Origin of the sequence: Actinoplanes sp. G11-F43, from assembly GCF_050589265.1 — a bacterium.
GTDB lineage: Bacteria > Actinomycetota > Actinomycetes > Mycobacteriales > Micromonosporaceae > Actinoplanes.
Genome location: NZ_JBNZCE010000055.1, coordinates 22,156 through 28,821 on the forward strand (window position 1 = coordinate 22,156; position 6,666 = coordinate 28,821).

Annotated in this window: 6 protein-coding genes; 2 read left to right on the forward strand and 4 right to left on the reverse strand. The window is 71.5% G+C overall.

The annotated features are described in order from the left end of the window. Positions 1-206: 206 nt before the first annotated feature. Positions 207-1,007 carry a class I SAM-dependent methyltransferase gene (locus ACQ0O7_RS41785; RefSeq protein ID WP_430791437.1) on the reverse strand — a complete coding sequence of 267 codons (801 nt, stop codon included), beginning with the start codon at positions 1,005-1,007 and terminating at the stop codon, positions 207-209. Positions 1,008-1,357: 350 nt separating this feature from the next. On the opposite strand from ACQ0O7_RS41785, the gene ACQ0O7_RS41790 reads away from it, so the two are divergent. Next, the gene (locus ACQ0O7_RS41790; RefSeq protein WP_430791439.1) at positions 1,358-1,924 is read left to right on the forward strand and encodes a helix-turn-helix domain-containing protein; all 567 of its coding nucleotides are present in this window, start codon (positions 1,358-1,360) and stop codon (positions 1,922-1,924) included. A 564-nt stretch (positions 1,925-2,488) separates the two neighbouring features. On the opposite strand, the gene ACQ0O7_RS41795 is transcribed toward ACQ0O7_RS41790, so the two are convergent. Genes ACQ0O7_RS41795 through ACQ0O7_RS41805 form a run of 3 tightly spaced genes read right to left on the reverse strand, consistent with a single transcriptional unit; the run spans position 2,489 to position 5,502 of the window. Further along, complete coding sequence (locus ACQ0O7_RS41795; RefSeq protein WP_430791441.1) at positions 2,489-3,508, reverse strand: LacI family DNA-binding transcriptional regulator; 1,020 nt, start codon at positions 3,506-3,508, stop codon at positions 2,489-2,491. A 9-nt stretch (positions 3,509-3,517) separates the two neighbouring features. After that, a complete protein-coding gene (locus tag ACQ0O7_RS41800; protein ID WP_430791443.1) occupies positions 3,518-4,489 on the reverse strand; it encodes a type I glyceraldehyde-3-phosphate dehydrogenase in 972 nt (323 codons plus the stop codon). Then, positions 4,486-5,502, reverse strand: a complete 1,017-nt coding sequence (locus ACQ0O7_RS41805; protein ID WP_430791445.1) for a GlxA family transcriptional regulator — start codon at positions 5,500-5,502, stop codon at positions 4,486-4,488. Before ACQ0O7_RS41805 ends, ACQ0O7_RS41800 begins: the two co-directional genes overlap by 4 nt. A 78-nt stretch (positions 5,503-5,580) precedes the next feature. Here ACQ0O7_RS41805 and ACQ0O7_RS41810 point away from each other — a divergent pair, with 78 nt between their 5' ends. Then, positions 5,581-6,591: a LacI family DNA-binding transcriptional regulator gene (locus ACQ0O7_RS41810; RefSeq protein ID WP_430791447.1), complete on the forward strand. Its 1,011-nt coding sequence runs from the start codon at positions 5,581-5,583 to the stop codon at positions 6,589-6,591. Positions 6,592-6,666 lie beyond the last annotated feature (75 nt).

Sequence of the window (6,666 nt, forward strand, 5' to 3'; positions counted from 1 at the left end):
ACGTGTCCGGCTCCCGCATCAGGTGCGGGTTTCGCTCGCGGGGCGACGGCGGTGGACGGGCGGGGGGCGACGGTGACGGCTGACGACGGGGACCGGCCCGGCGACGGCGACGGCGAGGGTGGGCGACGCGCGAGGACGGGCGATGACGGTGGGCGGGCGAGGGCGGGCGACGGTGCCGGCCGGGCAGGAGGGGGGTGGTGGGCAGGTCAGGTGGGAGTGACGATCCAGACCGCGCGGGTGCTGTGGACCGTCAGGTCTGGAAGGGCGCGGAGTAGGCGGGCGTCGTCGGCCAGCAAGGTGTCCAAGGTGGTCAGGTCGTCGGCGGGGAGACGGTCGGTCATGCCCGCGCGGAACCGGCGAAACGTCGCCGCCGCGTAGCGGACGGCTGCTGCGGGGAGCGGGGACGGTACGTCGACCACCAGGTCGTGGGCGTCCAGGATCGTGAAACCGGCCGCGGTCAGGCGGGACGGCCAGTCCGAGCCGACGTGCGGCAGGTGTTCGGCGCGGGCGTGGTCGGCGATGGCGTTGAGACGGTTCTCCAGGCCGGGGCGGCCGATGCCGATGTCGTCCGGTAGGAACCGGGGCATCGACTCCATCTCGATCATCGCGAACAGGCCGCCGGGGCGCAGCACCCCGCGGATGTCGGCCAGAACCCGATCCGGGTCGCCCATGTGATGCATCGAGGCCGACGCCCACACCAGGTCGGCGGCGCCGGTCTCCGGCCAGCCCGCGTCCAGGTCGGCCTGCCGGGTCCGGACCCGGCCGTCGAAGCCGTGCCGCCGCGCGGATCCGGCGAGATGACTCAGCATCTCGGCCGAGGTGTCGATGGCGGTGACCGTGGCGTCCGGAAAGCGGCGGAGCAGCGCGAACGAACCGGTCCCGGTGCCGGCGCCGATGTCCACCACGTCGCGGACGACACGGTCGCCGGCCAGCTCGGCGACCCGTGCGGTGAGACCGGCCAGATGATCGGCGGCCACCTCGGCGTCGAGGTCGAGCATCTCGGTCATGTCATGCGAATGCCAGCCACCCTGCCCGTGCCCACCGCCGTGATGGCCGTGCCGGTCCTGATGATCATGGCCATGAGCGGGGGAAATGGAGGGGCTGTGGTCCTGGCTCGCGGCGGCAGGGTGGTGGCCGCTGGCAGGGAAGGAGTCGTGTTGGTGGTTGGTGGTGGCGGAAGGGCTGCGGCTGTCCGTGGGGGAAGGGGCGTGGTTAGTGGCGGTGAAGGGGCTGGGGCTGTCCGCCGAGGAGTGGTGATGGCCTGCGGTGGAGGGCTGGGTGGGGGCGGGGGAGTGGGGTTCGCGTGTCATGGGACGACGGTAGCGCTGGTTTGCGCTAGGCGCATACAATCTTGCGTATGACGCAAGATGCTGAGGTCGACGCTCTCGTTCGGGCGCGGATTCGGGGACTGCGGCTAGCCAAGGGGTGGTCACTGGATGACCTGGCGGGGCGGTGCTATCTGAGCCCGTCGACGCTGAGCCGGATCGAGACCGGGCATCGGCGGATCGGGCTGGATCAGCTGACCGCCATCGCGCGGGCGCTCGGGGCCAGCCTGGATCAGCTCGTCGACTCCGGGGGTGACGCTGTGGTGATCAAGCCGCATCACCATCCGGAGCGGGGCATCACCACCTGGGTGCTGAGTGGTGAGGAGGGTGGCTCGGGGATGACGGTGGCCCGGCTCCGGATCACCCGGCCGGCTTCGCGGCGGCCGGAGGATCTGCGGGTGCATCCGGGGAGGGACTGGTTCACCGTGCTGTCCGGCACGATCGAGCTGGTGCTCGGCGATCGGGTGGTGGTGGTCGAGGCGGGTGAGGCGGCGTCGTTCTCGACGATGGTTCCGCACGCGTTCGGTGCGCGTGGCGGCCCGGCCGAGGTGATCGCGGTGCTTACCCCGGACGGGGAGCGCACCCACGTCGACAGCTGACGGAGTGGCGCGGAACCGTATAAATGCCTGACCAGCGACGTGTGGGGAACAAGGCGGTCCGGCACGTACGAAAAAATGGCATAAATGCCGAAAGGCGGAGGGGTTGCCGACGGTCGGGCCCGCGGTGACAGGCCCAGAGGAAGGTCGGCCGCCGCCGGGAGAGACGCCGCCAGGAGAGAGGCCGCCGGGGCGAGAGGCCGCCGGGGCGAGACGCCGCATGAGCGAGACGCCGCCGGGGCGAGAAGCCGCCGGGGCGAGACGCCGCATGAGCGAGACGCCGCCGGGGCGAGAAGCCGTCAGGGCGAGAGGCCGCATGAGCGAGAGGCCACCAGGGTGAGACGCCGCATGAGCGAGAGGCCACCAGGGTGAGACGCCGCATGAGCGAGACGCCGCCAGGGTGAGACGCCGCATGAGCGAGACGCCGCCAGGGTGAAAGGGCGAGGGAAAGAGCTCGCTGGGGGAAAGGCCGGGAGGTGCCGGGAGAGGGAAAGCTCGCCGGGTGAAGCGCCGGGGAGAGGCTGGGAGAGGGAAGGCTCGCCGGGGGAAAGGCCGGGAAACCGGCGGTCAGTCGGGAGTGGCGGGGGCCGTGCAGCTGGCCCGCCAGATCAGGGTGGCGTCGGCCGGTTCGCTGTGCGGGTCGGCGTCGCCCAGGGCCAGGGCCATCGCCCGTTCGCCCATCTCGACCAGCGGGAGTTTGACGGTGGTCAGGGCGGGCGTGACGTCCCGCGCGATCGGCATGTCGTCGAAACCGGTCACCGAGATGTCGTCGGGGACCCGGATGCCGCGTTCGCGGAGGGTGGCCAGGGCGCCGACGGCCATCGAGTCGTTCAGGGTGATGATCGCGGTCAGGTTGGGCTGGGCGTCGAGGAGGCCGGCGGTGGCGGTGGCCCCGCCGTCGCGGGTGAAGTCGGAGTAGATGATCCGGGAGGCGGGCAGGGCGACCCCCAGTTCGTCGAAGGCGCGGCGGAAGCCGGTGAGCCGGTCGGTGGTGGTGGTCAGGTAGCGCGGCCCGGCGATCACCCCGACCTCGTGGTGGCCGAGGCCGAGGACGCGCAGGCCGAGGGTGTGCGCGCCGGCCTCGTTGCCGGGCAGGACGGCGCTGCCGACGAGGCGGTGCCGGCCGATGACGGCGACCCGGCCGCCGGCCTGCTGGTAGGCGTTCAGTTCGCCGTTGAGCCGCTCGGTGAACTGGTCGTCGTGGTAGCCGGAGCCGGCCAGGATCAGCGCGTGCACCTGCTGGGCACGCAGTAGCCCGACGTAGGCGAGTTCACGCTCCGGCTCCCGGTAGCTGTTGCAGATCACCAGGAGCCGGTCGTGGGCGCCCGCCTGGCGTTGCAGCCCGCGGGTGATCTCGGCGAAGTACGGGTCGGACACGTCGTGCACGATCACGCCGACGGCGGATTTGCGGGGGCGGGCGACGTTCTGCGCGTGCGCGTTGGGCACGTAGTGGAGTTCGCGGACGGCGGCCAGGACCCGCTCCCGCAGCTGCTCGTTGACCTTCTTCGCGCTGTCGTTGATGACGCGCGAGACGGTGGCCGGGGACACCCCGGCGAGCCGTGCGACATCCGCCAGGGTGACCGCCATCCGCACAGGTTAGCGGGACAGCAACGTCAATGTGTCCACGACCCGGTTGGCGAATCCCCACTCGTTGTCGTACCAGGCCACCGCCTTGACGAGCCGTCCGTTCGCGGCGGTCAGCAGGGAATCGAAAACGGACGAGGCGGGGTCGCCGGTGATGTCGGTGGAGACCAGCGGATCGGCCGAGTAGGTGAGAACTCCGTGCAGTGGCCCGGCGGCGGCCGCCTCGAACGCGCTGTTGATCTCCGCGACCGTGACGTCCCGGGTGACCAGGGCGTTCAGTTCGACCAGGGAGCCGACCGGGACGGGGACCCGCACCGAGTAGCCGCTGAGCCGTCCGGCGAGCCGGGGCAGCACGAGTCCGATGGCGGTGGCCGCCCCGGTGGTGGTGGGTGCGATGTTGACCGCGGCGTTGCGGGCCCGGCGCAGGTCCCGGTGCGGGCCGTCCTGGAGGTTCTGCTCCTGGGTGTACGCGTGGATGGTGGTCATCGACCCGGCTTCGATCCCGGCCAGGTCGTCGAGGACGGAGGCGACCGGGGCGAGCGCGTTGGTGGTGCAGGAGGCGGTGGAGACGATCCGGTGACGGGCGGGGTCGTAGTCGCCGTGGTTGATCCCGTAGGCGAGGGTCACGTCGGCTGACGCGGCGGGCGCGGTGACCAGGATCTTGCCGGTGACGTGCGCCCCGGCCCCGGCGGTGAACCGGCCGGTGGACTCGACCGCCACGTCGATGTCCCGCCACGGCAGGAGAGAGGGGTCGGGTTCGGCGGTCACCAGGATCTTGTGACCGTCGACGATCAGGTGGTCCCCGGCGGCCTCCACCGGAAACGGGGCCCGGCCGAGGGTGCTGTCGTAGCGGAGCAGATGCGCGAGCGTACGGGCGTCGGCCAGGTCGTTGATCGCGGCCACCTCGATGGGCGTACCCCGCTGCATCAATGCTCTTAGAACGTTGCGCCCGATCCGGCCGAATCCGTTGATGGCGATTCTCATGCCGTCGAATCTGCCCGGTGGGCCGGAGCCGGAGCAGGTGCCGCAGCGCCGGATCCCGCAAGCTTTCCGCCAAACGCCTTGCGGTATTCGGTGGGTGTCATCCCGAGCACCCGCTGGAAGTGCAGCCGCAGGTTGGCTCCGGTGCCGAGGCCGACCCGGGCGGCGACCTGTTCGACGCCCAGGTCGGAGATCTCCAGCAGATGGCGGGCCAGGTCGATGCGGGCGCGCAGCACCCACTGCATCGGGGTGTACCCGGTGTCCTCGACGAACCGCCGCCCGAACGTCCGGGTCGACACCCGCGCGTGCCGGGCCATCTCGGGCACGCCGATCGCCTGGTCCAGGTGCCGTAGCGCCCATTCGCGGGTGGCCGAGAACGCGTCGCCGAGTGGTTCCGGCAGGCTGCGCGGGACGAGCTGGGACTGGCCGCCGCTGCGGTAGGGGGCCGCGACGATGGTCCGGGCGATCTCGTTGGAGGCCTGGACGCCGTGGTCGCGCCGGACCAGATGCAGGCACAGATCGATGCCGGCGGCCTGCCCGGCGGAGGTGAGCACGTCCCCGTCGTCGACGAACAGCACATCGGAGACGACCCGGATCCTCGGGTAGGCGCGGCGAAGTGCCTCGGTGCGCAGCCAGTGGGTGGTGGCCCGGCGGCCGTCCAGCAGACCGGCCGCGGCCAGCCCGAACGCCGCCGCACAGATCGACACCATCCGGGAGCCTCGGCCGGCGGCGTCCCGCAGCGCGTCCAGGACGATCGGCGGCGGAACCACGGTGGAGGATCCGTAAGCGGGCAGGATCACGGTGTCCGCGTCCGCTAGCGCGGAGAGCCCGTGCTCCACCGTGAATCCCAGCCCGTCGCGCCCGGGCACCGGACCGGGCTCGACCGAGCAGTGCCGCAGCTCATAGGGCAGACCGTGCCGGGCCGCGAAGATCTGCGCGATGATCCCGACGTCCAGGGGATTGGCGCCGGGCAGGACCAGGACCGCGATGCGGTGGGGTGGCGGGTGTGGCAGCACACAACAATCGTGCCCGGTGCCTGGAAACGGTTAAGTGGCGCGTGTACCGTGGGTCGGTCGCGGAAAGGACGGTCAGCGATGAGGGAAGACCGGAACCGCTCGACCGGGCGGCCCACTCTGGAGGAGGTCGCGGCCCGGGCCGGAGTGGGTCGAGGGACCGTGTCCCGGGTCGTCAACGGGTCGGCGCAGGTCAGTCCCAAAGCGCGGCAGGCCGTGCAGGACGCCATCGACGCGCTGGGTTATGTGCCGAACCGGGCCGCCCGTGCGCTCGTCACTCAGCGCACCGACTCGATCGCTCTGGTGATCTTCGAGTCGGGAGAGCGCTTCTTCGCCGAGCCGTTCTTCGGCCGGATCGTGCAGTCGATCTCCTCGGTGCTGGTGGCCCGCAATCTGCAGATGGTCCTGATGATCGCGCAGGCGCCCGAGGAGCGGCGCCAGCTGGAGGGCTATCTGACCCGCCAGCACGTGGACGGCGCGCTGCTGCTCTCGATCCACGGCGACGACCCGCTGCCGGCGGTGCTGGAGGAGCGCGGGGTGCCGACCGTGCGGGCCGGCCGGCCCTACCATCCGGAGCCGGTGAGTTTCGTCGACGCCGACAACCGGGCCGGTGCCCGCGCCGCCGTCACCTATCTGCGTGACCAGGGCCGCCGCTGCATCGCCACGATCACCGGGCCGCTCGACATGGCGGTGGGTATCGCCCGGTTCGACGGTTACCGCGACGTGGTCGGTGACGGCCCGGCGGCCCGCGGTGACTTCGGTGAGCTGAGTGGCGCGACCGCGATGGAGTGGCTGCTCCAGCAGTACCCGCAGATCGACGCGGTCTTCTGCGCCTCCGACATGATGGCCGCCGGTGCGCTGCGTGTGCTGCGCCGGGCCGGCCGCCGGGTGCCGCAGGACGTCGCGGTGGTCGGTTTCGACGACTCGGTCATCGCCCGGCACACCGATCCGCCGCTGACCAGCGTCTACCAGCCGGTCGAGCAGATGGGCCAGGAGATGGTCCGCCTCCTGCTGACCAAGATAGACGGCGAGGAGCCGACCGACTGGGAGACGGTGCTGCCCACCCGCCTGATCCTGCGGGGCTCCGCTTAAAACCTTTCATTTTCGTACGCTCGTGCAAAGCCCCGCCTCGTCCGCGCGACGTGGGCGGGGCTTCCGGCCGTCCGG

Coding starts and splice junctions, on each gene's coding strand:
- ACQ0O7_RS41810 (WP_430791447.1), top strand. CDS start 5,581: ATGAGGGAAGACCGGAACCGCTCGACCGGGCGGCCCACTCTGGAGGAG.
- ACQ0O7_RS41790 (WP_430791439.1), top strand. CDS start 1,358: ATGACGCAAGATGCTGAGGTCGACGCTCTCGTTCGGGCGCGGATTCGG.
- ACQ0O7_RS41800 (WP_430791443.1), bottom strand. CDS start 4,489: ATGAGAATCGCCATCAACGGATTCGGCCGGATCGGGCGCAACGTTCTA.
- ACQ0O7_RS41785 (WP_430791437.1), bottom strand. CDS start 1,007: ATGACCGAGATGCTCGACCTCGACGCCGAGGTGGCCGCCGATCATCTG.
- ACQ0O7_RS41795 (WP_430791441.1), bottom strand. CDS start 3,508: ATGGCGGTCACCCTGGCGGATGTCGCACGGCTCGCCGGGGTGTCCCCG.